The sequence below is a fragment of the Kaistella sp. genome (assembly GCF_041824135.1).
GTDB lineage: Bacteria > Bacteroidota > Bacteroidia > Flavobacteriales > Weeksellaceae > Kaistella.
Map to the genome: position 1 here is coordinate 1 of NZ_JBGZYM010000082.1, position 26,408 is coordinate 26,408.

Here is a 26,408-nt window from a genome sequence, read left to right on the forward strand (position 1 = left end):
GGAACTGAAGATGCAAAAACCATCGAACCAGCCGAAGATTATATTTTGCCATTTGGAAAAGGAAATATCCTTTTAGAAGCCGATCAATCCGAAACTGAAAAAGGCAGAACAATGCTTATCGTTACTTATGGAATGGGCATTTATTGGGCAAAAGAAGCAGCTAAAAATTTTGCAGGCCGAGTTGAAATTATCGATTTGAGAACCTTAATTCCTTTGGATGAAAAACTGGTTTTCGAACGGGCAAAACTTCACGGAAAATGTTTGGTTCTAACAGAAGAACAATTGAACAATTCTTTTGCAGAAGCGTTTGCTCATCGCATTTCAAAAGAATGTTTCAGATATTTAGATGCGCCAGTTGAAGCGATGGGTTCACTTAATTTACCTGCCGTTCCGATCAATTTAGTTCTTGAAAAAGAAATGCTTCCAAACGCAGAAAAAGTTTCAGGGAAAATTGGGGAGATGTTGAAGAATTGAAAGCTTTTTGTGTATTTTTGGTAATTAACACAAATTATGAAAACAATTGTTATAAATAAACAGCAAGAAATTGAATTAAACCAAATTTTTAATGAATTAGTTTATTCTTTGAAAAACACTTATTCTAATGAAGACTTATTAAAACTAACAGGAATAATTCTTAAAGAAAGTGGATTACAAACTTATAATTCAAAAAAAGATATAACGGTAAGTGTTTTAAAAACTACAGGAAAATATAGTGAAAAAATTTTCACATTTACAAAAACAAAGTTTAGAAAATACAAAACTAATGGTTTGCGAAACCAATTTTCAGAAGATCTTGAATTTTCAAAAGATTTTTTAATTAATTCCCCAAATAAAATTATAGATACAGGAATTTCACTAAAAAATAAATCTCTTGCTTTTAAAAATGATTTTTTAATTAAAAGTAAAAATGAAAAAATTGAACTTATTTCTGTTGCATTGATGAGTTTATTAATTTTTTTCGCTTCAGCTGGCGGAGAAGATTTTGAAGGTGGAATTCCAGATTCAGATTTGAACATAGGAATTGGATTTCATAGACATATTTTAAGTCATTCTATTATTATTGGATTTCTTGTTGAATTTTTAATGAGAGCAGGAATAGAAGTAATTAACAAAACTTATAAAGATCTACCAGCTGAACATCACAAATTTTGGGATAATGCAAATCAATATATAAATAAACATAAAGGAACTGCAATTGGTTCTATGTGGGCAGGAATTTGCGTTCATTTAATTAAAGATTCTGGAATTTTAGGTCATGGAATGAAACCTTATAATGGAATTCCTCTAGAATTATCAAATGCAACACATCAAGGTATATTTGCAGGAAATGGTGCTTTATCAGGAATTTTCGCTTATAAAAAATAGATAATTATGGATAAAACAAAAGTTGAAGGAGAAATAATTAAGAATATTTATTATTCAGCATCTTATATGGATGGTGAAATAATGACAATTTTTATAGATCTTGAATCAGGAAAAAGAATTAGATTTAATGGCTACGGTATTGGCTCACCTGATACTGATAAAAATTTTGAAGATTTATTTGTATTAAGACCCGATGTCAATTATTTTGAAAAAAATCTATTTAATAGAAATTTATATTTAGGAAAAAGAATTAGTAAAATATTCAATGCTTCTGATTTAAATAATGAGTGGGCATATTTTGTTTTGGAAAATAATCTGAAAATTTCAATTCATAACGATTTCCATAACAAAGCGCTTTATTTAGGAGAATTTAGATGGGTTCCTGATTTAGCTATTTTTGTGAATCCTGAAAAAGCTCCCTTAGTTTAACTATAAATTCTGCTAAAAATCTAAATTCACTCATTTTGGCGAGTTTTTCATCTTGTTGTGTATAAAATTTTATATTTAAAATTATGTATATCCGTATCTAATGCTAGTATAGAATTTAAACCGGCGTTAACTACTGCAATTGCTATAGAAGCAACGATCAATAAAATATCTTTCTTCTGCATCGTTAAATATTAGGAAAATAAAAGTACTAAAAATATCAGTACAATTATTTTTTTTATTTCGGCGCACATTTCCGACTATCCATTGTAATCTTTTTTTGTTCTTTCAGTTTTAAAAACTTTATTCACGAGAAAAAAAAGGATTTCCATCTCTATCCCCACCAAAAAGCAGCCGCAATAATAATATACAGTCCAATTAAAGCCACGCCTTCCAGCCAAATACTTTCACCATCAAAAACGATAAACGCACTTACCAAAACTGCAAGCGCCAAGGCCGCCAATAAAAGTGGACTTAATACAAAAGATAAAATTGCACCTCCTAAAAAGAAAGATAAAAGAATAAGCAAAGGATAAACGACCAATGCAATCTGAAGCGACGAATTCATAATGACACTTACCGCGTAATCAGATTTATTTTTCAGAGCCAGTTGAATTCCGACAATATTTTCAATCGCATTTCCGGCAATCGCCACAATAATAAGTCCGGAAAAAACTTCATTAATTCCTAATGAGTCCATCGCAGGAGTTAGAGCATCCACAAACCAATCCGACACAAATGCCGCCCCAACACCGGACGCGGCCAGGACTATTAAGGTAATTGGTAACGACCATGAATTTGGATGTCCTCCCCCATTTTCATCGGGCCTGAATGACTTGTCTCCTTTTATTGAAAAGCTCAAGTAAGCACCAAAAGTAATCAGTAAAACTACCGCAACAATCATATCCAGCATATTCAAATGACTTTCGGCAGGCGTATGAAGATAGTACGTCAAAGTTGGAACAGCCATGGCCGCAAATGCGAGAATCATCAAAACTGCATTCATTTTGGGCGGCTCTGAATGGAAATATTGGCGGCCGTTTTTTAAGCCTCCAAATAAAATAGCCATTCCAAAAACCAAAACAGAATTTCCTAATATTGAGCCAACCAATGCTGCTTTTACCACGGTATCAAGACCAGCTCTCAACGCAAAAATACATACAAACAATTCAGGTAAATTTCCCAAGGCTGATTGTAAAACTCCTGTTGCTGCAGGCCCCAATCGGTTTCCCAACTGTTCCGTAGCTTTCCCAACAATCATCGCAACCATCACCAACGACGCTGCTGAGAGCGCAAATAATAGGACGGAATTGAGACCGGCGTACGTCGAAATCCCTGTAACTGCTGCAATTGCTATAGAAGCAACGATCAATAAAATATCTTTCTTCTGCATCGTTAAATATTAGGAAAATAAAATTGCTAAAAATATCAGCACAATTATTATTTTTTATTTCGGCGCACATTTCCGGCTATCCATTGCAATCTTTTTTTTTTTGTTCTTTCAGTTTTAAAAACTTTATTAACGATAAAAAAAAGGATTTTCATTTCTATCCGGGGCGCAGGCAGTTATAAAAACAAAAACATCATACCATTACAGATTATTTCATTTATTAAAGAAATGCAATTATAAAATCATAAATAATCAATTAGAAGTTTTAAAGGATTTAGTATTTTTGTAGAAACCCTTCAAAACGATGCCCGAAAACATCCAGCAAAAAATAGAAGATCTGCGCACAGAACTTCACCAACATAATTATAACTACTACATTTTAGATGAAGCCACAATCTCTGATTTTGAATTTGATTTAAAATTAATAGAACTGCAGGAACTCGAAAAAAATCATCCTGAATTTTATGATGCTAACTCTCCTACTTTGCGAGTTGGTGGCGAAATCACCAAAAATTTCCCAACGATCCAGCATCAGTTTAGAATGTATTCTTTGGATAATTCTTACGACTTCGAAGATTTAGAAGACTGGGAAAAACGGATCGTCAAAACCATTGAAGATCCAGTAGAATTTGTGGCAGAATTAAAATACGATGGTGCCTCAATTTCTATTCTTTATGAAAACGGAAAATTGAAACAAGCCGTTACTCGTGGCGACGGTTTTCAAGGGGACGAAATTACGGCGAATGTGAAAACAATTTCAGATATTCCTTTAACGCTGAAAGACGATTTTCCTCATCAGTTTTTTATGCGGGGTGAAATCTATTTAACTCGAAAAAACTTTGACAAAATCAATATCCGTCGCGAAGAAGAAGGTCTAGATCTATTTATGAATCCGAGAAACACCGCTTCTGGAAGTTTGAAAATGCAGGATTCTGGTGAAGTTAGCAAACGTAAACTTTCGGCAGTCCTTTATCAATTTATCTCTTCTGAGATTCCAACGGAAACGCATTGGGAACTTTTACAAAATTCCAAAAAATGGGGTTTTAAAGTTTCTGATCAGGCGAAATTATGCAGGAGTTTAGAGGAAGTAAAACAGTTTATAACTTATTGGGACGAGCACCGACACGAACTTCCCTTTGAAATTGACGGAATTGTATTGAAAGTAAATTCAATCAAACAACAATCAAAACTGGGTTATACTGCGAAATCTCCGCGTTGGGCAATGGCGTATAAATTCAAAGCCGAAAAAGTAGAAACCGAATTACTAACTGTCACTTATCAGGTTGGTCGTACTGGAGCAATTACGCCCGTTGCAAATTTAAAACCGGTTTTACTCGCAGGAACGATTGTTAAAAGAGCGAGTTTGCATAATGAAGACATCATTAAAAAATTGGGTTTACATGAACATGATTTTGTTTATGTAGAAAAAGGCGGCGAAATTATTCCGAAGATTGTTGGCATCAACGAAGAGAAAAGAAAACCTGATAGTCAAGAAATTCAATATATATCCAACTGTCCAGAATGTGGAACTGAACTGGTGAGAATCGAAGATCAGGCGATCCATTTTTGCCCGAATGATCTGCATTGTCCGCCGCAAGTTGTGGGAAGAATGATTCATTATGTTTCCAGAAAAGCCTTAAATATTGAAGGTTTAGGCGCCGAAACAATTGAACAATTATACAGAGAAAAATTGGTGGAGAATCCCGCAGATTTTTACGCTTTAACCAAAGAACAAATCCTTCCATTAGAAAGAATGGCTGAGAAATCTGCCCAAAATATTATGGATGGTGTTGAGAAATCAAAAGAAATTCCATTCGAAAAAGTATTGTTCGGAATTGGTATCAAACACGTTGGAGAAACGGTTGCAAAAAAATTAGCCAAAAATTTTGATTCGATCGATGATTTGAAAAGCGCAACCGCTGAAGAACTCGTTCAAGTAGAAGACATCGGTGGAAAAATTGCTGAAAGTATCGTCAACTTCTTTAATGATCCTGAAAATATTCTGATGATCGACCGCTTGAAATCGTACGGAGTTCAACTGGAGAAAGGAGAAAATACAACTGAAGCTTTAAGTAATATTTTAGAAGATAAAACATTTCTCTTCACGGGAAAACTTTCTTTATTTACAAGAGATGCCGCCGAAGAAATGGTTGAGAAACATGGTGGAAAAAACATCTCTGCTGTTTCAAAAAATTTGAATTACTTAGTTGTTGGTGAAAAAGCAGGAAGCAAACTGAAAAAAGCTCAAGAAATAGGTACGATCGAAATTTTTGACGAGCAACAATTTTTAGACTTGATCTCTAAGTAGGAAAAATAGAGACCGTTTTATCAAAAACTCGGTAATTGTCAGTAGCTCAAAATTATCACAATACTTTTCCATAAAATACAACTATCCTTTATTAATGATGGTTTTAATTAAATATATGTGTTTTCAATAAAACGTTAACAAACATTGATTTAATTACATATACTCTCTAAAATTAGCCTTTTTAATAGATTTTAAAAAATATATTCTTGTTTTAATTTTTGTATTACAATTTTATTTACATTTGATTCAATTATTAAATAAATATTGTCATATGAAAAAACATGTATTTTCTGTAGGATTGATAATGCTACTAATTGGAGGTCAGATTTCAGCGCAAGATTTTGTGAGTAAAAGAAATATAGACACCAACGGCCGAGTAGATCTAATCACATTTACGGGCGGTTTAAGTTCAAAATCAGCCAACACCGATAACGTTCTGAAACAAAGTTTAGGTCTTGATTCAAGATCAACTTTGCAAAGTATAAAAATGGAACTGGATCCATCAAGTTCTTTCGTCGATGAAAAATTTCAATTGTATTATGATGGAATTAAAGTACAATATGTAGTGTATACCTTGCATTCTCAAGATGGAAAAATGCTAAGTTTATCAGGAGACATTTTCCCGATTGACGACGTAACTACCAAACCTTCGCTAAACGCTGGAACTGCTTTAACATATGCAATCAAACATACGGGCGCTCAAAAATACATGTGGGAAGATGCGGAATATGTGAAAGAGAATTCTTATCAAAAACCACAAGGTGAGCTTGTTTTAGTTCCGATCGAACAAAATGATGGCTCTTTTAAATTGTTATTAGCTTACAAATTTGATATTTATGCAGCACAGCCATTAAGCAGAGAATACGTTTATATAGATGCATTGGATGGAAAAGTTTTATTGACGGACGCCATTATCAAACATGCTAATAATTTCTACGGTAATATTTCAGGTACTCACGATCATGGATCAGCGGAGAATTCTGATGCTTCACAAATTAAATTAGCTTTGGTTAATGGAAATGCGGCGACAAGATATGCTGGCTCGCAGGTAATCTCTACCACGTTGGTTGGAAGCAGCTATGCATTGAGAGACTCTTCACGTGGAAGTGGAGTTTTTACCTACAACTTAAAAAAAGGAACAACTTTAAAAACAACTGACTTTACAGACGCTGATAATAACTGGAGTGCCGCCGAGTTTAATAATGCTGCATTTGATAATGCTGCTTTAGATGCTCATTGGGGAGTTTCCAGTACCTACGATTATTTTAAAAATACCCATAATCGAAACAGTTACAATAATGCTGGAGCTGCTTTGAAAAGTTACGTTCACTATAGTTCTGCTTATGAAAACGCCTATTGGTCAGGTTCTGAAATGGTTTACGGAGATGGCGCTTCTACATTTGCACCATTAACTTCTTTAGATGTTACCGCGCATGAACTTGGACATGGAATCTGTGAATATTCAGCCAATTTAGTTTATAGTAGAGAATCCGGAGCGATCAATGAAGGTCTTTCTGATATTTGGGGTTCTGTGGTAGAGAATGCTTTTGCTCCAACCAAACAGAACTTCTTAATCGGTGAGGATATCACAAAAATCTCTCCTTATTATTTAAGATCTATGAGTAATCCTAAATCTGGTTTAAGCGCTCAGCCAGATACTTATCTGGGCACGAACTGGAAAGCCGCAACAAGCAGTTGTACTCCAACGCAGTCAAATGACCAGTGTGGTGTTCATTACAACAGTGGCGTGTTAAATCATTTTTTCTATATTTTAACACAAGGAAAAACCGGAACTAATGATAAAGGAAACTCTTACTCCGTGACCGGAATTGGTTTCGCAAAATCTGCAAAGATCATTTACAGAATGGAGACCTCTTATCTTTCTTCTAATTCCACTTATGCGAATGTTTTAACTTACGCTATTCAATCTGCAAAAGATCTATACGGCGCAGATTCACCTGAAGCAATTGCAACTCAAAATGCATTATACGCGGTAGGGCTAGGCACTGCATATTCTTCTGGATCAGGCGGTGGCGATACTACCGCTCCGTCGGCTCCATCGAATCTTGCTGCAAGCGGCACCACTTCCGTGGCGACTACTTTAAGCTGGACCGCCTCTACCGATAATGTAGGGGTTACTGGTTATGATGTTTACAGTGGTTCCAGTTTATTAGGAAACACTTCTTCAACATCTGCTTCAATTACTGGCTTAACCGCTTCTACAACATATAGTTTTTCTGTGAAAGCAAAAGACGCGGCTGGCAATGCTTCAGCTTCAAGCAACGTATTATCTGTCACTACCGGAACAACCACAACTCCACCAGTTTCATATTGCGCCTCAAAAGGAAATTCTACTTCTGATGAAAAAATCAGCAAAGTAGTGTTCGGAACAATAAACAATATTTCTACTGGAACTGCCGGGTATGAAAACTTTACAGCTCAAATTGCGAATGTAAATAAAGGAACTGCTTACACAATAACCATAACTCCGAAATGGACTTCAACTACCTACAATGAGGGTTACGCCGTTTTCATCGATTATAATCAAGATGGCGACTTCTCTGATTCAGGGGAAACTGTGTTTACGAAAGCTGCTTCTAAAACAAATCCAGTTTCAGGATCAATTACAATTCGGTCAACTGCTCTAACTGGAAATACGAGAATGCGGGTTGCGATGAAATACAATGGAATACCGACTGCTTGCGAAACCTTCTCTTATGGACAGGTTGAAGATTATACATTGAATATTAAACCAGCCGGGACCGTTGCTGAATTAGTTGGTGTAAATGCCGAAAACGCAGTTAATGTTTATCCTAATCCGGTAAAAGATATTTTGAATATCGCTGCCAAAGGAGATTATAATTATCAATTAATTTCGACAGATGGAAAAGTTGTTAAAGATGGCAATCAATCTGCTAGCGCGATTAACGTTCAACATTTACCAACGGGAATGTATATCATGAAGATTACGAAAGACGGAAAAACTTCCAGCCATAAAGTAATCAAAAAATAAAGTTCATTTATTTTTAAATCGACTTCGGTCAAAGTCGGGAGAATTAATTCTTCCGACTTTTTTTATGGAATACTTAATAGTTCAAATGTAATATTAGCTAAAAAATTACTACTTTTAAAACACAAAAACAATTAACCAAATTCAAAAATGAAAATAAATCTCACTGGGAACTCATCAAATATAATCGGTCAAAAGTTTTCCTTTTTTACAGCAGAAAGTTGGCTTCAGGAAAAAGATGATTTTAAAGAAAAATTAAACGGTTTGTTCGCCGCGAAAAAAGACGAAACTTTTATTCTATTAGAAGAAAATTCGGTACATTATTTAGTTGGTTTAGGATCGAAACCACAGAATTTTGAAGTCCAGGCATGTGCTGAAAAGTTTACGTACGATTTTAGAAAAAAGATCAAAGCAACTACTACTCTATTGAATTCTGAAAACTTTAATTCAGATCAAATTGAAAGTCTAGTAAAAGGTTTGTATTTAGGAACTTACGAATATCCATTTAAAGGAGAACATCCGGTATTCCATTCTGATTTTTCTCTACAATTAAATTCCGTTTCAGAAGAAAATTTGAAACAGCTGGAAATGAAAGTTGTAGCAATCTGTGAAGGACAATTCGCCTGCATGGAATGGTTAAATAAGCCACAAAATTTTAAAAGAGTTCCGCATATTTCAGAATTTTTAGATGAAATCTCAGAGAAATATAATTTAAAGAAAACCGTTTTCGATCGCAAAAAATCGGAAGATTTAGGTTTGGGAGCTTTTCTTTCAGTCAATCAAGGAAGTTCTCAGGAAGCTGCTTTTACCATTTTGGAATATCAGTCCAATATAGAAAATGCAAAAACAATCGGTTTAGTTGGAAAATGTATTTTATTTGATACAGGCGGAATCTCTATAAAAGGTTCCGAAAATCTGCATTACATGAAATCAGATATGGGCGGTGCAACTGCTGTTATTGGAACTTTAATTGCAGCTGCAGAAATGAAACTTCCCGTTAATATTATTGCAATCTTACCGATTACAGATAATGCCATTTCAAATACCGCCTACATTCCGAGTGATGTCATTACCGCTTACAACAGAAAAACCATCGAAGTTCTCAATACGGATGCTGAAGGAAGGATGACGCTTGCAGACGGACTCTCCTATCTTGCGAAGAATTACAAAACCGATGTTTTGATTGATTTAGCAACATTGACCGGAAGTTCCGTTCGAATGTTTGGCTATACTTGTGGTGCCTATTTTTCTAATAACGATTCCCTGAAAAAATTACTGGAGCAATCTGGAGACGAAACCAATCAAAGATTGTGGAACCTGCCGCTTTGGGATATTTGGAAAGAAGACTTTACATCTGATGTTGCAGATTTCAAAAATATATCCTCAAAACCTTTCGGAGACTGTATCGTTGCAGGTAAGTTTTTAGAGCAATTTATTATGGACCATCCAAATTGGGCGCATCTTGATATTGCAGGAGTTGCTTTCGGAAATGTGCGTTATATGAAAGAAAAAGGCGCAACGGGTTATGGCGTTCAATTATTGATAGATTTCTTAGAGAATTTTTAACGAAAATTAGCATATTAGAAAATTTCTCTGTATAATTGAAAGAGGATTTTCAAATCGTAAACGATCGTAAGTGATTGCTATTAATTACTTAATAAAAAACTGTTTCAATTTTTGATTATTCAATAATTATTAAATTTCATTATATGAAGGAGAAAACGATTGTTTGTATTTCCTGTTATTATAAAGGATATGATTTTATGGACGAGATGAAAAAGCTTGGTAATAAAATCATCCTGATTGCATCTGAAAGTACGAAGGACAAAGACTGGCCGTGGCATGCCATAGACGAAGTATATTATATGCCGGAAGTTGAACCATCGGTTTGGAATCTGGATCATTTGGTACAGGGTTTTTCTTATTTATTAAAAGGAACCAAAATCGATCGCGTCATTGCCTTAGATGACTACGACGTGGAAAAGGCAGCTTTGCTTCGTGAATCTTTTCGAATCCCAGGAATGGGACAAACTACGCAACGTTATTTTCGCGATAAATTGGCCATGAGACAAATGGCGAAAGATTCAAATATTGATATTCCTCAATTCTCTTCGATTTTTAATGATGAAACGGTTAATGAATTTGTAGATCAAATTGCACCACCGTGGGTTTTAAAACCGAGATCAGAAGCCTCTGCGACGGGAATCATTAAAATTAAAACGAAAGAAGAGTTATGGAAAGCGATCGAAAATTTAGGAGAGAAAAGACATCATTTTCTTTTAGAAAGTTTTAAACCTGGCGATGTTTTTCACGTTGACAGTTTGGTTTATGATAGTGAAATCCGTTTCGTTTCAGCTTCTCAATATTTATCACCACCAATGGAAGTTTCCCATGATGGCGGTATCTTTAGATCAAAAACATTAGGAAAAAAATCACCGGAATTTAGAGCTTTAGAAGCAGCAAATAAAAAAGTACTAAAAAGCTTCGGCCTTAAGCATGGCGCAACTCATACCGAATTTATTCGCGGAAAAGAAGACGGGAAATGGTATTTCTTAGAAACCTCTTCCAGAGTTGGTGGCGCACACATTCCCGATCTGGTTGAAGCTTCCACTGGAATAAATCTTTGGCGCGAATGGGCAAGAATAGAAAATGCCTGGTTAAATGATGCACCTTACAAATTAGCAAAACCGACAGAGCTTTACGGTGGATTGATCATTTGTTTGTCGCGAGATAAAAATCCGGACTCTAAAGAATTTGAAGCACCTGAAGTTTACAAGTTTCTACCAATGGATTATCACGTAGGTTTGGTTTATCAATCAGATAAGGCAGAAAAAATCCAGGAACTTTTGGACGATGCAGCGATGAAAATTCACGACCATCATCTTAGCATAATGCCACCGAAATCAAAACCTACCTCTTAAATTTCTTTTAATAAAATCTAAAATGATTATGCCAAGAATTGAGCACACTGATTATTATTCTCATATCTTAGGAATGAGTTTAAAAGTTGAAGTCACAGGACATTTCGGTCATCCGATCATTATGTTTCCGACATCAAATGGGCAATATACCCAAAATCATGATTTTAAATTGAACGCGAGTATCAACAGCTTGATCGATCAGGGAAAAGTAAAATTATATAATATTGAGACTATCGACAAGTTTAGTTTCTATGATAAAAGTATTTCAGCTGCAGAACGAATCAGAAATTACGAATTATATATGCAGTTCTTGATTCAGGAATTTTTGCCTTATATTCAGAAGATGCATTCGGTTCATCGTGTCGCGGTAGCTGGAGCTAGTTTTGGTGGTTATCATGCCGCTAATTTTGCTTTCCGTTTTCCAGATGTGGTGTCGCATATGTTCTGTCTTTCGGGTGCATTTTCAATCCGGAATTTTATGGATGGATTTAGCAACGAACTCGTTTACTACAACTGTCCGAGGGAATTTGTACAAAACGATGAAAGCTTTAAATATCAACACATGCACATCGTGCTGAGTACTTCTGATCAGGATATCTGTTTAGAACAAACCCGCGAAATGGCTGGAATTTTAGCTTCGAAAGGAATTAATCATTGGTACGACGAACAAAAATGGATCAATCACGACTGGCCGCTTTGGCGAATGGTTTTCCCCACTTTTATTGGTAGGTTTTTCTCTTAAATTGAATATCGAAAATCGTAATTTTAAACACATTAATTAAAAAAAATAAAAATATTATGGCAAAGAAAGTAGGAATTTTATTCGGAATGGAAGATACTTTTCCGTGGGCTTTTATAGATAAAGTAAATGAAATGGGCAAAGGCGAAGTGATCGCGGAACCTGTTATGATCGATAAACTGGAGCAAGGTGCCGATTACGGTTATGCTGTAATTATTGATAGAATTTCACAAGACGTTCCTTTTTACCGCGCGTATTTAAAAAACGCGGCCGCAAGTGGAACTTACGTAATTAATAATCCATTTTGGTGGAGTGCAGATGAGAAATTTTTCAATAACGCATTAATGCTGAAATTGGGAATTCCGCTTCCTAAAACAGTTTTGCTACCTTCTAATGACCGACCGACCAATACGACGGAAACTTCGTTTAGAAATTTAAAATTTCCTCATGATTGGGATTACATTTTTAATTATATAGGATTTCCGGCATATATGAAACCTCATGATGGTGGTGGCTGGAGAAATGTGTACCGCGTAGAAGATGCAGAAGATATGTGGACCAAATTAGGCGAAACAGAACAGTTGGTAATGATGCTGCAGGAAGAAATTTTCTTTGAAGATTATTACCGCGTTTATTGTTTGGGTAAAAAATATGTTCACATTATGCCATACGAACCAAGAAATGAGCACCATTTAAGATATGCGACCACTCACAAAACAGAAGGAAAAGCAAGAGAGAAACTGTTGAAAGTAATTCATGATTATACCATCAAAATGAATGAAGCTTTAGGATATGATTTCAATACCGTTGAATTTGCGGTGAAAGACGGAATTCCGTACGCGATTGATTTCTGTAATCCTGCGCCAGATGCTGATAGAAATTCGGTGGGAGAAGAAAATTTCGCCTGGATCGTCGAGCATTCAGCAAAACTGGCTATCGAAAAAGCTAAAGAATATGTTCCTGGCAAACCAAATATCTCTTGGGGTAATTTTGTGAAAGATTCTATTAAATAATTGATTTTATTTCAGCTTAAAATAGAAATGAAATTTGAACTTTTAAGCTGAAATATTTTAATCCTAAAAACACAATAAAGATGCATAAATTTACCATAGGCGTTGAAGAGGAATATCAAATCATTGATGCAGAAAGCCGTGATTTGGTCTCTCATGTTTCGAAAATAATAGAAGGTGGCCACGCAACTTTAAAGGAAAATTTAAAGCACGAAATGCACGAATCTGTCATTGAAATGGAAACGGGTATTTGTCAAAATATCGCTGGAATCAGAGCAGAATTAACGGACTTGAGAAAGAGATTGATTAAAGTTGCGCATGAAAACAACCTTCGGGTTTCGGGTGGTGGCACGCATCCTTTCTCTCACTGGAAAAACAATCCGATCACCAAAGATCAGCGTTACGACAAAATAGTCAGTGATTTGGGAGATGTTGCACGATCGAATTTAATTTTCGGATTACATGTTCACATCGGTATTCCAAATCGTGAAGAGGGAATTAGAATTCAAAATGTGATGCGCTATTTTCTGCCGCACATTTATGCACTATCCACCAATTCCCCTTTTTGGGTCGGAAGTAAAACAGGCTTTAAATCCTATCGGCACGAAGTTTTTGCGAAATTTCCGAGAACTGGAATTCCAAGTTATTTCAATTCTGTTGCTGAGTTTGATTCCTATATTGACTTAATGATTAAAACCGGAACCATTGATAATGCCAAGAAAATCTGGTGGGATCTTCGTGTTCATCCTTTTTATCCTACTATTGAATTTAGGATCTGTGATATGCCTTTAAGAACTGATGAAACCGTTTGTCTGGCAGCAATTATGCAATGTTTGGTTGCGAAAATTTACAAACTGCACCAACAGAATATGAGTTTCAGAAGTTACAGACGATTGTTACTCAATGAAAATAAATGGCGTGCCTCCAAAGAAGGAATCGATGCTCATTTGATTGATTTCGGAAAAGAAACCAGCGTTCCTTTTGTTGATTTATTGAAAGAACTACTCGAATTTATTGACGATGTGGTTGATGAATTAGATTGCAGAAAAGAAGTTGAATACGCTTGGGAAATTATGAAAAACGGTACTGGTGCCGATAGACAGCTTCGCGTATACGAAGAAACAGGCGACTTAAAAGCAGTAGTTGATTATATGATCGCAGAAACAGAGCACGGAATTACATTCGAATAAGCATATTTTCTTAAATTTGCACCGTAAATAAATAGAATGAAAGATTTAAAAATTGCTTTGCTTGATATGAATAACAATCATGTTAATCAAGGTATGCGCAATATTAGAGAAATTTCACAGCAATTTAAGGAGCACTCCAATGAGAATGTTTTCATTACGGTTTTTGATGTAAGATATAAGGATGAGATCCCTGATATTCAAGATTTCGACATCTATATTTCGTCTGGTGGTCCAGGAAATCCACATAAAGAAGGTTATTCTTGGGAAGAAAAGTATGCAGATTTTTTAAATAATTTATGGCAACATAATTTGACTTCTGAACATAAAAAATTCGCTTTTTTAGTTTGTCATTCTTTTCAGGTAGCATGCATTCACTGGAGTTTAGGGAATATTTGTAAAAGAAAATCCTACTCTTTTGGAGTAATGCCTATTCATAAAACCGACGAAGGTCAAAAAGATTTTTTATTAAAGAATCTTCCAGAACCTTTCTTTGCAGTTGATTCCAGAGGTTATCAATTCATCGAGCCGAATTACGAAACCATTAATGAAATGGGTATGAAAGTCGTGGCGTTAGAGAAGGTTCGTCCGCATATTCACTTGGAAAGAGCGGTTATGGCCATTCGATTTTCTGATGAAATTTTTGGGACGCAGTTTCACCCAGAAGCCGATCCGAAAGGAATGCTGGCCAACCTAAAAATTGACAAGAATAGAATTGCGATGATCGAAAATTACGGAGTTGAGAAATATCTCGAAACCGTGGACCGCATGGATGATCCAGACAAAATTAATTTAACGCAGTCCCAGATTTTACCGCGATTTTTACAACACGCTTCCGAGCAGGTTATGAAGAATTTAGTGATGGCCTAACAGGTTTTCATTATTCTATATTCATGGGTTGTTCGCAGTAAAGCAAAAATTTGAAGTCATAGTCACAGAGGTGAAAAATGATTTCCAGTATTGATTTTAAATAAAACGAATACCATGATTCCTAAATATAGAAAACAGTTTAACGCTGATTACTCTACTGAAAAATACAATGCTTTAAAAGATGAACTTGCACAAAGAGCAGGAACAGAAGCACTTTTCAGAGTTTCAGAAAGTCCGATTTTTTTAACGAAAGACTTCAAAAATAAGATTGATGACGCTTGTAACAGTATTATTGATCAGATCAAAAAAATGTCTCCTAAGGAATTAGATCAAGCAGTTCCCGATAATTGTCGCGTTCCAAATGACCATCATAAACCTCATTTTTTAGCCATAGACTTTGGTATTTGTAAAAATCAGGAAACGGGTGAAATCGAACCACAGTTGATTGAATTACAAGCCTTCCCCACTCTTTATGCGTTTCAGGAGGAATATGAGGAAGTCGTTTCTGACCTTTTTCCTTTTTTAAAAAATTTAAGAACTTCACTTCCAAAACCTGAATACATTCAATATTTAAAAGAAGTTATCGTTGGTGACGAAAATCCTGAAAATGTAGTGTTGATGGAAATTTATCCGGATAAACAGAAAACGAGTATCGACTTCGCTTTAACAGAAAAATATTTAGGAATTACGACGGTCTGCTTAACCAAAGTTAAAAAAGAAGGCAAAAAACTTTTCTATGAAAAAGATGGAAAACTGGTTCCAATTCATCGAATTTATAACCGGGTTATTTTTGATGAACTCGACCATATTCCAGATCTAAAAACAGAATTTGATTTCCGTGAAGAAGTGGACGTAACTTGGGTCACTCATCCGAATTGGTTCTTCAAAGTTTCAAAATATATTCTACCAAAATTAGAACATCAATATGTTCCAAAAAGCTATTTCCTGTCAGAATTTCCAGCTTCCGAAAAATTGGAGCATTTTGTATTGAAACCTTTATTTTCTTTTGCTGGTAGTGGCGTTAATCTCGATCCTACCCAAGCCGATGTTGATGCGATTTCAGATAAAGAAAATTTTATCATGCAGCGAAAAGTATTCTACGAACCTTTATTCGAAGATACCAACGGCGAGTTTTCGAAATCAGAGATCCGTATGCTTTATCTTTGGAAAGAAAATGAGGAGAATCCTTTATTAATGGACAATCTCGCCAGAATGACCAAAGTTGCAATGGCGAATGTAGACTTTAATAAAAAAGATGCGATCTGGATTGGAAGTTCCCTCGCTTTTTTTGAAAAATAGAGGAAACTTAAAATTTAAAGAATTCACCAATTCGGTGAATTTTTTTTATGGTTTCTTATGAATATACCGAGAAAGCTTAATTCCTAAATCAGTCCAGATAATTTTGGTATTTCCGTTTCTTTCGAGATGATAATTGGCGGCTGAAATTTCCTCTAAAATAGCCTCGATATTGGCGCCATGAATAAATTTAGAGAAACTGTCCCATTTGAAACCACCTGACTCTATTTTTTTATAGACCAAACTTTGATTGCCATAATTTTGAAGTAACGCCAACCGAAACATTTCAGCACAATAGTCTAAAAAATTCATTTGTTTTTCCTTATTCCAGGTAGCAATTCTTCTTCCCCAAAGAACGATGTTCTTCAGAAATTCAGGTTTCTTTTTGACCTGAAATGCTTCGCGAACCCACATAATAAACTGTTCTTCAAAATCAGAATCGGTGTTTTCAGATTTAATCAGTTTTTGCGCAGCATTCCAATTTCCCTGTGCTTGAAAAACAATTTCTTTTCTTCTCTCCGCAGAAACCTCATTCTTAGTGAGCAAAAAACTTTCAATGTCTTCCTCTTTAATGCTGGGAATCTCCACGATCTGTGTTCTGGAAAGAATCGTTGGTAGCATATAATTGGCGTTAGAAGCGGTAAGAATAATGTACGTATTCTTTGGTGGCTCTTCCAGAAATTTCAGAAATTTATTGGCAGCATCTGTATTCATTTTATCAGCTTGCCAAACAATCAATATTTTGCTGCCACCTTCATAACTTTTAAGGGCGAACTTTTTATTAATTTCATCAATTTCTTCAACATAAATGCTGAGTTGTTTATTTTCGGATTCCAAGATTGTACTCCAGTCTTCATTATTTGAATAAGGATTAGCGAGAATCATCTCGCGGAAATTCTCAAAAAATTGACCTGTTAATCCACTTTTATTTGCTTTAAATACGGGAAAACTGAAATGAAGATCGAGGTGATTGAGGCTATCAACTTTAGTCGACGAATGTTCATTTTCTTTCTTTAAAATTTCTTTCGCAAACGCCAGCGCCAATGCTAATGTTCCGTAACCGTCTTTTCCTACGAATAACTGTGCATGACTTACGCGATTGTTGCTGATACTATCTTTCAGAAGGTTTTTAAGTTCACTATGACCTACAATTTGTTCCCAATTCATGCTTCAAAGATAAATATTTTTGTTGGATGAAGTAAGTGGAAATGCTTTTGATCATAACCAAAATTTTATGTAAAAAAAAATCAAAATAAATTTTATGATTATTCCTTAAATATTATCCTTTTTTAATGAAAAATAAAATGTTGAAGATTAAACGCTTTCATTGAGCAAAATAGTTGTAGAATGTGATTACAACAAATTTTAGAAGATTACGATCATTCCATAAGCTTAACAAACTTTAACCAAACTTACTTTCACAGTTCAGTATTATTTAAGATATTTGCGCATTATTTTTAAAAATAGAGAATGAAAAGATTTTTTGTATTGCCATTGATTGCTGCAGGTTATTTATTAAATGCACAAACGATAGGTAATTCTCCATATGCTGCCTTTGGAATCGGTGATGTAAAGTATGATAATACAACCGATATCAGTGCGATGGGTGGCATTTCTACCGCATATATTTGGGATTTCAACAACAACTTTAATTTCAGCAACCCGGCAGCCAATAAAAATTTAGAGCTAACTACTTTGAAGATTGAAGGAAGTAATGAGAATAACTTCTTCAAATCTAACAACGATAATATGAGTGTGACCAAGCATTCATCGTACTTATCTAACGTTACAATTGCTTTCCCAATTTCCAGTAAAGTGAAATTCGGAATGGGTTACCAACCTTACAGTTCAAAAAAGTACACGGTTTTAACCAATGAAGTATTAGGCAGCGGAAGTACACAGGCAAGTCTTTATCGTGGTGAAGGGACAATCAGTACTGTGCAAGCGGCTTTATCTTATCAAATTACACCAGAATTTGCTTTAGGTCTTCGATCTAATTTCTTCTTTGGAAATTTATATGATATTAACGAATTGACTTTTTCAAATGCTGAATTGATCAATGGTTATGAAACCAAGAATAAAGTGAAAACCTTTAATTTCACGTTGGGTACAGCTTATCAGAAAAAACTTCAAAAGGATAGAAAGTTAACTTTAGGAGCTACGTATACTTTGGGAACTACTGGTCTGATGGAAACAAGTTACATCAACAGTACTTATTATTACACGGACGGAGAAACCAAAAATAATGTGAGTATTATTGAAGAAAAATTCAGTGAAGATAAAAATCTAATCCCAATGGAATTCTCTGTCGGAGCCGGTTACGGAAAAGACGCCAAGTGGTTTGTTGGAACGCAGCTTGATTATAAGAAAGGAGAAACAATTCAGTTTTTAGGACAACCTTTTGTTAATGATAATTCCTATAAAGTTTCTGCCGGAGGTTGGTATTTGCCAAACTACAACAACTTTAGAAATTACTTTTCCCGTGTTACTTACCGATACGGAGCGTATTATGAAAAAGGAAATTTAGCTTTTAACGGAACCAATATCAATCAGTTTGCGGTTACCGGAGGAATGAGTTTTCCTTTCGAGAATAGGAGTGCAAGCAGAATGAGTGGAATCGATTTAGGAATTGAATTAGGTAAAAGAGGAACATTGGATAACAATTTGATCCGTCAAAATTTTATCAATGTAAAAATAGGAATTAATTTTGCTGACAAGTGGTTTAATAAACGACTTTATGATTAAAAAATGAATTTCATAAAAGAAATAGTATATAAAAATATAGCCGGCTTTTTTAGTTGTGCTATATTTTTTGCTTTGATATCTTGTGATGAAGATCTGGCGAAAATCAATAAAAACAGGAATACTAATTTCCCGTCGCAGATCATTAATAATGCGAATATCATCCAGCGGGATTCTGGGATGGTCAAATTACGCGCGACTGCTCCACTCATCGAGAAATACGAATATATTGATTCACCGTATATTGTCGCAAGAAAAGGTATTAATATTCTTTTTTATGATAAGAAGAAACCCACCGAACCTGGGAAAATCTCTGCGAAGTATGCCAAATTCAACGAAAGAAAGAAATTCTACGAAGCTAAAGGCAATGTAAAAATCATTAGCAATGAAAATCAAATGTTTGCTATGCAATCGGTTTATTGGGATCAGGTAAAAAAAGTAATTTATACTTCCGACACCGTTTACGTTACTGATAAAGATGGTTCTACCCTAGTTGGTGCCAACGGAATGAGAGCAAAAGATGATTTTTCTGAATATACCTTCTACAATAATTCGGGAGATATCAATGCTCAGAAAATCCCGGAGAAAGACCGATAGTATTCGCTACTCTTGTCGGCTTGCGATCTCAACTTTTACAGCAAAAATTCTTACATTTAGGAAAACTTTGATTATATGACTTTTCACGCATTGGGTTTAATGTCCGGCACCAGTCTCGATGGATTGGATATTTGTCATGCTTCTTTTGAAAAAGATGAATTCGGCAAATGGAACTTTCAAATTTTGCACGCCTCCACTTTTCCTTACTCTGAAACTTGGGAACATCAATTAAGAAATGCGATTCATTTATCCGCCGAAGGTATTTTTGAACTTAATGCTGAATATGGTTTTTATTTAGGTGAAAAAGTAAAAGAATTTATTAAAAAATATTCTTTAACAAATATCGATTTTATCTCTTCCCACGGACATACCGTTTTTCATCAGCCGCAGAAAAAATTTACCGTTCAAATTGGAGATGGTCGCGCAATTAAACTGCTGACAGATATTCCTGTTATTTACGACTTCAGAAGTCAGGATGTTTTAATGGGCGGAAACGGAGCACCGTTAGTTCCGATTGGTGACGAACTATTGTTTTCAGAATTTGATGCCTGTTTAAATATCGGTGGATTCTCCAATATTTCGTTTAAAGAAAATGAAAGAAGAATTGCCTTTGATATTTGTCCAGTCAATATCGTTCTGAATGATTTTGCTAAACAATTAGGAAAAGAATACGACGAAAATGGTGATCTTGCAAGAAATGGAATAATTAATGATAAGCTTTTGTCAGCTTTAAATTCTATTGAATATTATCAACAAAATCCGCCAAAATCCTTAGGTATGGAATGGGTTTCGAAAAATATTTTAACGAAATTTAAAAATCAAAATCCAGCAACAATTTTAGCGACTTTCACGGAACACGCTGCAATTCAAATCGCCAACATTTTTAATCAATATCAAATTAAGAAAGTTCTGTTTACCGGCGGTGGAACGTACAATTCTTTTTTAGTGGAAAGGATTAAAGCTAAAACCGAAACAGAAATTATTATTCCTGAAAAAGAATTGATTGATTTTAAAGAAGCTTTGATTTTTGCCTTCATGGGGGTTTTAAGAATGACGAATGAAAACAATATTTTATCATCCGCTACCGGAAGTTCGCGAGATCACTGTTCTGGAATTATAGTATAACCAATAAAAAATTAAAAAAAATACAGCTCAATGCAAATAGATATTAGACCTTTAAAAATTGACGATTACGACGAACTCAAAGAGACCATGCAGAAGGCATATCCTGCAATGTCCGAAAATATTTGGTCAAAAGCGAGCATTAAAAAACTGGTTAAAATGTTCCCTGACGGACAAATTTGTATTACGGTTGATGGTAAAATTGCGGCCGTTTGTTTGTCTTTGATTGTTCAATATGAATTGTATGGTGACGATCATACCTATAAAGAAATTACCGGAAATTATAGCTTCAATACCCATTCTGACACGGGAAATGTATTGTATGGAATTGAAGTCTTTGTTGATCCAGAATTTAGAGAACTGCGTTTAGCCAGAAGGTTATATGATGCCCGAAAAGAATTGTGTGAGAATTTAAATTTAAAGTCGATCATCGTTGGTGGCCGTATTCCGAATTATCATTTGCACAGTGACGAACTTTCTCCGAGACAATACATTCAGCAAGTTCGAAAAAAAGAATTGTATGATCCCGTTTTAAGTTTTCAACTGGCTAATAATTTCCTGCCAGTTCGGGTTTTAAAAAATTATTTACCGGAAGATCTGCATTCCGCAGAAAATGCTGTTTTATTGCAATGGAATAACATTTATTACAGCAAGAAGCCGAATACGATGCAGGATTCTGTGATTCGTTTGGGATTGGTACAATGGCAAATGCGTCATTTTAAAGATCTGGAAGCGTTCTACGAACAAGTAGAGTTTTTTGTGAATGTAATGGCAGATTACAAATCGGATTTCATTATGTTCCCTGAATTCTTTAATACGCCTCTACTCGCTCCGTTCAACGATTTGAACGAAAGAGATAGTATGTTTAAACTGGCTGAATTCACCGAGGAAATTAAGAATAAATTGTCTCAACTAGCGATCGGTTATAACATTAATATCATTGGTGGAAGTATGCCTTTGGTGGAAAATGACGAGTTATACAATGTTTCTTATTTACTTCACCGTGACGGAAAGATTGATGAACACAGAAAAGTTCACATCACGCCGAACGAAAAGAAATTTTACGGAATGAAAGGTGGAGATCAAATAAAAGTGATCGATACCGATTGTGGAAAAGTCGGCTTGGTGATTTGTTACGATGTAGAATTCCCTGAATTGCCGAGGATCTTAGCTGATCAGGGAATGAAAATATTATTTGTTCCTTATTTAACGGATACTCAGAATGCATATATGCGCGTTCGAAATTGTGCGTCGGCGCGAGCGATTGAAAACGAATGTTATGTTGCGATTGCGGGTTGCGTCGGGAATTTACCAGGTGTTAATAATATGGATATTCAGTACGGACAAGCTGCGGTTTTCACGCCATCAGATTTTGCCTTTCCATCGAATGCCATTAAAGGAGAAGCGACACCCAATACAGAAATGACTTTAATTGTGGATGTTGATTTGAATCTATTGAAAGAACTTCATCATTATGGTGCGGTAAGGACGATGAGTGATCGAAGGAAAGATTTGTATGATACCATTTCTCTTAAGAATGAAACGGAAAATGACACTGAATAAAATAAATCCTGAAACCATTATAGTTTCGGGATTTTTTATGAGTTAAATTAATTTGTACATTTACTTTAAATATTTACTAAAATGCCAGCATTAGAAATCATCATTTTTGAACCAAACACTTCTGAAGAATCTGAAGCTTTAAAAGCATTTGGTAAAGCTTTGAAATTAAAATTTAAAATTACCGAAACTGGTGGTTTTGAGGACAACCAAGAAATTGAAATCCCTGAAGCGCATAAAGCAATTGTAGCTGAAAGATTAGAAGATTATAAGAAAAACCCTAATAATAATTTGAATTTTGATGAGCTATTAAAAGGTATTAGAACAAAATACAACTTGTGAATTATCTCATTGAAAATAGACCTAGAGTTTACGATGATATTGTAGATGCGGTGGATTACTTCTTTTCAATAAACCCCAAATTAGCTGAAGATTTTTTAGACAGAATTGAAGAAGCCAAATACAGTATTTTAAATACGCCAAAAGGTTTTGTAGTGAAATATTCAAAAGTTCGAACAAAACTTTTAAAACAATTCGATTATCATATTTACTATATTATTGAAGAAAATAAAATCATCGTGCTTGCTGTTCTTCACGCACAAATTGGTAAAGATAAAATAAGTGAGATTTAAATCTTTTAAAAAATTTATCTAAAATCAAACCCACTGCAATTGCGGTGGGTTTGCTATTTGACTTACAATAGCACACGAAAGGATTCGATAGCGCAGTACCAGTTATTCTTTTAATCTGAATCATTGTATTGAATCATTGCTTTGACTGCAGATGATTTTGTATTATAAAGGCGTGCTTCTAATCCTTTATTATTTTCCAAAATAATACTATCGCTATTGTAAGATTTTATATGATAAGAATCTGCATTAATGTTTATTATATTATTTATAACGGTCCATTCACCTCTACCGAAAGGTTTTACCGATAATGTATCTTGATAGGTTTCATCTTCAAAAAATTTATATCTTGTATTGAAGCCAACTTTTTTATAATGCAGATAATCTCCTTCATAAAAAATCCAAACGACACTATCATTTGTTACTATTTTTAAAAACTCGTTGCTATTTCTGTTATTACAAGATGTAAATAAAATCGCAATAAATACAATATATATTCTCATATTCAAGTTAATTACCCGAAACCATTAAGCTTTATTAATTAAGCCTTTTGTAAAAGCAACTTAGACTCATTATGTTTTTACTAGAATTTTATTAAAAATCCCGAAAACAAAAATATTTTCGGGATTCAATTATTGTAATAAAAGGAGATACAGCAATTAGAAACTTCTTCCAACTTGGCACTTTTTACTTTTTACTTGGCTCTTTTTAAAGCTTAAATTCTAACTTCACATTAAAGAATCTCCCCGTCAATCTTACAGGAACAGGATAATTGTAACCAGAATTCACATCATTGACCCATTGATTTGCCACCGTATTACTAATATTAAAGGCGTTGAAGATCTGAACTCCTAAAGTCAACTCTCTGAAATTACCCCAGAAACCTCCGTTTACTTTATTGTCTTTTTGATCGATAAATACTTTAGATAAACCAATGTCAACTCTTTTATACGAAGGCAAAGTTCTTTGATAATTATATGGTGCTTCGAAATCTGGTTTTCCAAATTCATCTAGAGAAATCGGTGTTCCTGATGGAAGTCCGTTGGCATAAACCAAAGTAAGATTCACTCTCATCGACGGAAATTTCGGCATATAATCCTGATAGAACATAGAGAATCGGAAACGCGGATCGGTTGGTCTCGGAATATATCCTTGCTCATCAATATTTTCATACACTCTCGCATAACTTGCCGAGATCCATGAATCTACACCCGGAACAAATTCCCCAAATAATCTGGTATCAACTCCATAAGCATAACCTTCTGAATTATTTTTACCTGAATATCTGATTCTAACATTATCTAAATAGTACGGAATTAAATTGTCCAGTTTTTTATAATAGGCTTCAGTTGTTAACTTAAACGGACGTTCGGCCATTTTAAATTCATAATCATTTTTCAAGATAATCTGAATGGAACGTTGTGATTTGATGTCTGGATTAAACATTCCATTAACATCCTTGATCTCCTTGTAGAAAGGTGCCTGGTAATAAACACCTCCGGAAACGGTAAATAACATATCCATATCCCAGTTTGGTTTGATGGCGATCTGTCCACGTGGTGAAATAATCGTTTCATCATTAAAATCCCAGTGAGCCGCCCGAACTCCCGCATTTACAAAGACGCGGTTCTCGCCCCAATAAAACTTTTTAGAATATTGAGCATAAGCCGAAATCCTTGTCGGTTCAATATGATTCGCACCAGAAATGCTATAACGCAAACGAAGTTGAGAAGGATCCAAAGTTCCAGGATCAACATAATTTCGAGGCGTGCTGTACCCGAGAGAATCCACCAATTGCCATTCATTGGTAAAGTCTCTTAGATTTTCTTTTTCGAATTTTAAACCAACTTCAAAATCAGTATTGATGTCTGGCGAAAATTTCGTCTTAAACTGAGTTCCATACGTCTTCACCATTAAGTCATTTCTAGCGTGATCGATCTGTCCGCCAACATCGTAAGAAGCAACAGGTTCGCCGGTAACCGGATCAAAAGTCTGTAATAAATATCCAGATGCAATTGAATAATATTCACGCTCCCGATTTTGGTAAGCAAAATTATCTAAAGTGAAAGCCCATTTCTTGTTAGGTTTAAAATTAATGGAAGCAGTGCCCATCATATTTTTATACTTGTCATCTTCTTTCCCACTGTAGAAAACGCTTAGTTTTAAAGGAGATTGCAACGTTCCAAATTCAACTTCTTTCACTTTCGGAATCATTTCGTAATCATTCTTACTCCAATATCCGATGAAGGAAAAGCCCCATTTATCATTTAATTTATAATTAATGTAGGTCTGGAAATCCATGTACTGAGGGTTGAAATCGGTATCTTCATTTAAGGTATTCAACACCAAATTGGTATTTCGGTATCTTCCGGAAATCATCGCTGATAGTTTTTTATCCTTTGAAGCAAAACCTGTCGTAAGTCTTCCACCAATTAAACTGGCTTCTCCTGAAAGTTCAAATTTCGTAGGTTGGCGGTAATAGATATTTAAAGAGGATGACATTTTATCGCCATATTTCGCCTCAAAACCACCTGCTGAAAAGTTGATGGCTTGAACCATGTCCGGATTAATAATACTCAATCCTTCCTGCAAAGAATTTCGAATTAAAAACGGACGGTAAATTTCAATATCATTAATGTAAATAAGGTTTTCATCGTAGTTCCCACCTCGCACCATATATTGTGACGACAGTTCTGCGTTGGAATTTACGGATGGTAAAGTTTTCAAAAGCCCTTCAACTCCACCGGAAAGTGAAGCAACCTGTTGGGCTTCTTTCGCAGAAATCTCGATGGAAGTTAAATCGGTCACTTTTGGTTTTCCTTTTTTCTGAAATACTACTTCTTCAATTTCCGTTTCCCGTTCAGCTTTAACAAAAAGAACATTTACATCTTGAACTTTCGGATTGGTTTTAATATTTTTATTAAAACCTCTAAAGCTGGATTTTTGAACCGATAGTAATTGGTCAGATTCTGCTAAAGGAATTTTCACAAAACCCTTATCGTCTGTTGTAAAATCTTGATTATTATAAGAAACAGTGGCTTCAGAAACAGGTTTGCCGTCTTCATCTAATACTTTCAGATTAATTTGCGAAAAAGCAAAAACAGGCATCACCAATAAGGCTAATAAAATTTTTTTCAAGGCTGGAAATTTAGATTTTAAAGATAGCAAAAATCAAATAATTACTAGTTTGTTTTTGAGTGCAAATGTTAAAATATTTTAACTAATTTCGGAAAAAA

The 26,408-nt window shown here is 34.9% G+C and carries 22 protein-coding genes; 18 read left to right on the forward strand and 4 right to left on the reverse strand.

From position 1 onward, the window contains the following. The 3 genes from ACEYOS_RS09710 to ACEYOS_RS09720 form a co-directional block, all read left to right on the forward strand. The coding region (locus tag ACEYOS_RS09710; RefSeq protein WP_373797567.1) for a transketolase C-terminal domain-containing protein at nt 1-474 on the forward strand (474 nt) is incomplete at its 5' end. Nucleotides 475-510: 36 nt separating this feature from the next. Beyond that, the gene (locus ACEYOS_RS09715) at nt 511-1,365 is read left to right on the forward strand and encodes a hypothetical protein (RefSeq protein ID WP_373708489.1); all 855 of its coding nucleotides are present in this window, start codon (nt 511-513) and stop codon (nt 1,363-1,365) included. 6 nt (nt 1,366-1,371) lie between these two features. After that, entirely contained in the window at nt 1,372-1,794 is a 423-nt protein-coding gene (locus ACEYOS_RS09720) for a hypothetical protein (RefSeq protein WP_373708490.1), read from the forward strand. Nucleotides 1,795-2,125: 331 nt separating this feature from the next. Here ACEYOS_RS09720 and cax read toward each other — a convergent pair whose 3' ends face one another. Further along, nucleotides 2,126-3,184: a calcium/proton exchanger gene (gene cax / locus ACEYOS_RS09725; protein WP_373708491.1), complete on the reverse strand. Its 1,059-nt coding sequence runs from the start codon at nt 3,182-3,184 to the stop codon at nt 2,126-2,128. Between the two features lie 301 nt (nt 3,185-3,485). Between cax and ligA the strand changes: the two genes are divergently transcribed. From ligA to ACEYOS_RS09770, 9 genes are all read left to right on the forward strand, one after another. Next, on the forward strand, nt 3,486-5,489 hold the full coding sequence (gene ligA, locus ACEYOS_RS09730) for an NAD-dependent DNA ligase LigA (RefSeq protein WP_373739065.1): 2,004 nt from the start codon (nt 3,486-3,488) through the stop codon (nt 5,487-5,489). Between the two features lie 271 nt (nt 5,490-5,760). Beyond that, entirely contained in the window at nt 5,761-8,502 is a 2,742-nt protein-coding gene (locus tag ACEYOS_RS09735) for a M4 family metallopeptidase (protein WP_373708493.1), read from the forward strand. A gap of 147 nt (nt 8,503-8,649) precedes the next feature. After that, the gene (locus ACEYOS_RS09740) at nt 8,650-10,065 is read left to right on the forward strand and encodes a M17 family metallopeptidase (protein WP_373739066.1); all 1,416 of its coding nucleotides are present in this window, start codon (nt 8,650-8,652) and stop codon (nt 10,063-10,065) included. A gap of 143 nt (nt 10,066-10,208) precedes the next feature. Next, nucleotides 10,209-11,420 carry an acetyl-CoA carboxylase biotin carboxylase subunit family protein gene (locus ACEYOS_RS09745; RefSeq protein WP_373708495.1) on the forward strand — a complete coding sequence of 404 codons (1,212 nt, stop codon included), beginning with the start codon at nt 10,209-10,211 and terminating at the stop codon, nt 11,418-11,420. Nucleotides 11,421-11,448: 28 nt separating this feature from the next. Continuing rightward, complete coding sequence (locus ACEYOS_RS09750; RefSeq protein ID WP_373708496.1) at nt 11,449-12,162, forward strand: alpha/beta hydrolase-fold protein; 714 nt, start codon at nt 11,449-11,451, stop codon at nt 12,160-12,162. A gap of 56 nt (nt 12,163-12,218) precedes the next feature. Further along, entirely contained in the window at nt 12,219-13,172 is a 954-nt protein-coding gene (locus ACEYOS_RS09755; protein WP_373708497.1) for a RimK family alpha-L-glutamate ligase, read from the forward strand. A gap of 80 nt (nt 13,173-13,252) precedes the next feature. Continuing rightward, nucleotides 13,253-14,359, forward strand: a complete 1,107-nt coding sequence (locus ACEYOS_RS09760) for a carboxylate-amine ligase (protein WP_373708498.1) — start codon at nt 13,253-13,255, stop codon at nt 14,357-14,359. Nucleotides 14,360-14,395: 36 nt separating this feature from the next. Then, nucleotides 14,396-15,226 (forward strand): type 1 glutamine amidotransferase, encoded by an 831-nt coding sequence (locus ACEYOS_RS09765; RefSeq protein WP_373708499.1) that lies wholly within the window; start codon nt 14,396-14,398, stop codon nt 15,224-15,226. 114 nt (nt 15,227-15,340) lie between these two features. Then, nucleotides 15,341-16,525, forward strand: a complete 1,185-nt coding sequence (locus ACEYOS_RS09770) for a hypothetical protein (RefSeq protein WP_373708500.1) — start codon at nt 15,341-15,343, stop codon at nt 16,523-16,525. 45 nt (nt 16,526-16,570) lie between these two features. Here the strand turns inward: ACEYOS_RS09770 and ACEYOS_RS09775 are convergent, their stop codons facing one another. Then, entirely contained in the window at nt 16,571-17,689 is a 1,119-nt protein-coding gene (locus ACEYOS_RS09775; RefSeq protein ID WP_373708501.1) for an ATP-binding protein, read from the reverse strand. A gap of 303 nt (nt 17,690-17,992) precedes the next feature. Between ACEYOS_RS09775 and ACEYOS_RS09780 the strand changes: the two genes are divergently transcribed. From ACEYOS_RS09780 to ACEYOS_RS09805, 6 genes are all read left to right on the forward strand, one after another. Then, nucleotides 17,993-19,267, forward strand: a complete 1,275-nt coding sequence (locus ACEYOS_RS09780; protein ID WP_373708502.1) for a hypothetical protein — start codon at nt 17,993-17,995, stop codon at nt 19,265-19,267. Between the two features lie 3 nt (nt 19,268-19,270). Further along, a complete protein-coding gene (lptC, locus tag ACEYOS_RS09785; protein ID WP_373708503.1) occupies nt 19,271-19,861 on the forward strand; it encodes an LPS export ABC transporter periplasmic protein LptC in 591 nt (196 codons plus the stop codon). Between the two features lie 75 nt (nt 19,862-19,936). Then, a complete protein-coding gene (locus tag ACEYOS_RS09790) occupies nt 19,937-20,986 on the forward strand; it encodes an anhydro-N-acetylmuramic acid kinase (protein WP_373708504.1) in 1,050 nt (349 codons plus the stop codon). Nucleotides 20,987-21,016: 30 nt separating this feature from the next. After that, nucleotides 21,017-22,546: a nitrilase-related carbon-nitrogen hydrolase gene (locus ACEYOS_RS09795; RefSeq protein ID WP_373708505.1), complete on the forward strand. Its 1,530-nt coding sequence runs from the start codon at nt 21,017-21,019 to the stop codon at nt 22,544-22,546. A gap of 81 nt (nt 22,547-22,627) precedes the next feature. Beyond that, nucleotides 22,628-22,885: a hypothetical protein gene (locus ACEYOS_RS09800; RefSeq protein ID WP_373708506.1), complete on the forward strand. Its 258-nt coding sequence runs from the start codon at nt 22,628-22,630 to the stop codon at nt 22,883-22,885. Then, nucleotides 22,882-23,175 carry a type II toxin-antitoxin system RelE/ParE family toxin gene (locus ACEYOS_RS09805; RefSeq protein ID WP_373708507.1) on the forward strand — a complete coding sequence of 98 codons (294 nt, stop codon included), beginning with the start codon at nt 22,882-22,884 and terminating at the stop codon, nt 23,173-23,175. Before ACEYOS_RS09800 ends, ACEYOS_RS09805 begins: the two co-directional genes overlap by 4 nt. Before the next feature lie 110 nt (nt 23,176-23,285). Here ACEYOS_RS09805 and ACEYOS_RS09810 read toward each other — a convergent pair whose 3' ends face one another. Further along, nucleotides 23,286-23,675, reverse strand: a complete 390-nt coding sequence (locus ACEYOS_RS09810; protein WP_373708508.1) for a hypothetical protein — start codon at nt 23,673-23,675, stop codon at nt 23,286-23,288. A gap of 205 nt (nt 23,676-23,880) precedes the next feature. Beyond that, nucleotides 23,881-26,280: a TonB-dependent receptor plug domain-containing protein gene (locus tag ACEYOS_RS09815; RefSeq protein WP_373708522.1), complete on the reverse strand. Its 2,400-nt coding sequence runs from the start codon at nt 26,278-26,280 to the stop codon at nt 23,881-23,883. Nucleotides 26,281-26,408: the final 128 nt, after the last annotated feature.

Excerpts from the sequence above, each read along its gene's own strand:
- ACEYOS_RS09795 (WP_373708505.1), top strand. The coding sequence starts at position 21,017 with ATGCAAATAGATATTAGACCTTTAAAAATTGACGATTACGACGAACTC.
- ACEYOS_RS09780 (WP_373708502.1), top strand. The coding sequence starts at position 17,993 with ATGAAAAGATTTTTTGTATTGCCATTGATTGCTGCAGGTTATTTATTA.
- ACEYOS_RS09775 (WP_373708501.1), bottom strand. The coding sequence starts at position 17,689 with ATGAATTGGGAACAAATTGTAGGTCATAGTGAACTTAAAAACCTTCTG.
- ACEYOS_RS09765 (WP_373708499.1), top strand. The coding sequence starts at position 14,396 with ATGAAAGATTTAAAAATTGCTTTGCTTGATATGAATAACAATCATGTT.
- cax (WP_373708491.1), bottom strand. The coding sequence starts at position 3,184 with ATGCAGAAGAAAGATATTTTATTGATCGTTGCTTCTATAGCAATTGCA.
- ACEYOS_RS09720 (WP_373708490.1), top strand. The coding sequence starts at position 1,372 with ATGGATAAAACAAAAGTTGAAGGAGAAATAATTAAGAATATTTATTAT.
- ACEYOS_RS09770 (WP_373708500.1), top strand. The coding sequence starts at position 15,341 with ATGATTCCTAAATATAGAAAACAGTTTAACGCTGATTACTCTACTGAA.
- ACEYOS_RS09755 (WP_373708497.1), top strand. The coding sequence starts at position 12,219 with ATGGCAAAGAAAGTAGGAATTTTATTCGGAATGGAAGATACTTTTCCG.
- ACEYOS_RS09715 (WP_373708489.1), top strand. The coding sequence starts at position 511 with ATGAAAACAATTGTTATAAATAAACAGCAAGAAATTGAATTAAACCAA.
- ACEYOS_RS09790 (WP_373708504.1), top strand. The coding sequence starts at position 19,937 with ATGACTTTTCACGCATTGGGTTTAATGTCCGGCACCAGTCTCGATGGA.
- ACEYOS_RS09815 (WP_373708522.1), bottom strand. The coding sequence starts at position 26,280 with ATGCCTGTTTTTGCTTTTTCGCAAATTAATCTGAAAGTATTAGATGAA.
- lptC (WP_373708503.1), top strand. The coding sequence starts at position 19,271 with ATGAATTTCATAAAAGAAATAGTATATAAAAATATAGCCGGCTTTTTT.
- ACEYOS_RS09740 (WP_373739066.1), top strand. The coding sequence starts at position 8,650 with ATGAAAATAAATCTCACTGGGAACTCATCAAATATAATCGGTCAAAAG.
- ACEYOS_RS09810 (WP_373708508.1), bottom strand. The coding sequence starts at position 23,675 with ATGAGAATATATATTGTATTTATTGCGATTTTATTTACATCTTGTAAT.
- ACEYOS_RS09800 (WP_373708506.1), top strand. The coding sequence starts at position 22,628 with ATGCCAGCATTAGAAATCATCATTTTTGAACCAAACACTTCTGAAGAA.
- ACEYOS_RS09750 (WP_373708496.1), top strand. The coding sequence starts at position 11,449 with ATGCCAAGAATTGAGCACACTGATTATTATTCTCATATCTTAGGAATG.
- ACEYOS_RS09735 (WP_373708493.1), top strand. The coding sequence starts at position 5,761 with ATGAAAAAACATGTATTTTCTGTAGGATTGATAATGCTACTAATTGGA.
- ACEYOS_RS09760 (WP_373708498.1), top strand. The coding sequence starts at position 13,253 with ATGCATAAATTTACCATAGGCGTTGAAGAGGAATATCAAATCATTGAT.
- ACEYOS_RS09745 (WP_373708495.1), top strand. The coding sequence starts at position 10,209 with ATGAAGGAGAAAACGATTGTTTGTATTTCCTGTTATTATAAAGGATAT.
- ligA (WP_373739065.1), top strand. The coding sequence starts at position 3,486 with ATGCCCGAAAACATCCAGCAAAAAATAGAAGATCTGCGCACAGAACTT.